The 1,640-nt window shown below is 68.7% G+C and carries 1 protein-coding gene; it reads left to right on the top strand.

Annotated features, from left to right (window positions below; translation table 11 throughout):
• On the top strand, nt 1-1,580 hold a 1,580-nt coding region (locus EET03_RS29605), incomplete at its 5' end, for an IS1634 family transposase (RefSeq protein ID WP_075542923.1).
• Nucleotides 1,581-1,640 lie beyond the last annotated feature (60 nt).

Below are 1,640 nucleotides of genomic sequence, written 5' to 3' on the forward strand. Positions count from 1 at the left end.
GCAGCGCGGAGGAGGTGATGGCGAAGCTGTCCGAGACGCCGGCCGGGCAGCCGATCCGTAGCCAGCACAAGCAGTTCGGGGATCTGGCTGCGGTGTGGTCGATGCTGGCCCGGCTGGATGTGGCCGGCATCGTCGACGAGGTGGCGCCCCGGTACGCGAACGCGGCCGCATCGGTGGGCACCTATCTGGCGCTGGCGTGCGCGAACCGGATTGTCGACCCATGTTCCAAGCGCGGCTTCGCCGACTGGTGGGCGACCACGGCCGGGCCGCGGTGGGTGAAGCTGGACCGGGCCGCGGTGGATCATCGCCGGTTCTGGGACGCGATGGACCGCCTCGGCCAGACCGAACTGCGTGAGATCGAGACCCGGCTGGGACGGCGGATGGTGACCGAGTTCGGGCTGGATTTGACCGGGCTGGCGTTGGACATGACCAATTTCGCCACCTTCATCGACACCGGCAACGACCGCGCGCCGATCGCGCAGCGGGGCAAGGCCAAGCAGAAACGCACCGATCTGCGGTTGGTCGGGCTGGCCCTGGTCGTCACCCGCGACGGCGGGGTGCCGGTGATCGCGCATGCCTATCCCGGGGACCGGCCCGATGTCACCCAGTTCAGCACCGTCGTCGACGAACTGGTCACCCGCTACCGGGACCTGGTCGAGCACGTGGAGTCGCTGACCGTGGTCTACGACGCCGGGCAGAACAGCAGCGACAACCATGCGGTGGTGGAGGCGCACGGGATCGGGTTCGTCGGTTCGCTGCCGCCCAGCGATCACCCCGACCTGCTGCAGATCCCGACCCGGGACTACCGGCCCGTGGACGACGACCGCTACCCCGGGCTGAGCCATGTCGACACCACCGTCACCGCGCTCGGCGTCACCCGCCGAGCGGTGCTCACCCACTCGGCGAACCTGCACGCCAAGCAATCCCGCGGCCTGGACCAGACCCTGGCCAAGGCCCGCCGCCGACTCGCCGACCTGGCCGCCCGCCTCGCGCGCGGCCGCACCCGCCGCGACCGCGACCGGGTCCAGGCCGAGATCACCGCGATCTGCAAGCCCCGCTGGGTCGCCGACATCCTCACCGTCACCCTCACCGGCGAGGCGCCCGCCCAGTTGAGGCTGTCCTGGCGCACCGACACCAAGGCCCGAAAGCGCCTGGAAGAGCGGCTGTTCGGCAAGCGCATCCTGTTCACCAACCGCGACTGGCCGGTGCCCGACGTGGTGGCCGCCTACCGATCTCAATCCGACGCCGAATTCGGGTTCCGCCAGCTCAAGGACCCCCACGTGGTCTCGTTCAGCCCGATGCACCACTGGACTGACTCCAAGATCCGGGTGCACGTGTTCTACTGCGTGCTCGCCCTGGCCGTCGCCCACCTGATGCGCCGCCAGACCGAGCACGCCGGGCTGCACCTGTCGGTACGCGAATTGCTCGACGAACTCGTCGGCATCCAAGAGACCGTGTTGATTTACCACGACGGCAGCAAGGGACGGCCTCGCGTGCAGCGCATGCTCACCGACATGAGCCCGACCCAACAGCGACTCGCCGACCTGTTCGCAATCCACCAATACGCACCCACCCGCTGACCAACAGCGCCCAACACCGCGAGTTGGGTAATACACCAGCCCTGCCCAAAAACACAACCC

Source organism: Mycobacterium innocens, assembly GCF_900566055.1.
In the GTDB taxonomy this organism is placed as follows: Bacteria; Actinomycetota; Actinomycetes; order Mycobacteriales; family Mycobacteriaceae; genus Mycobacterium; species Mycobacterium innocens.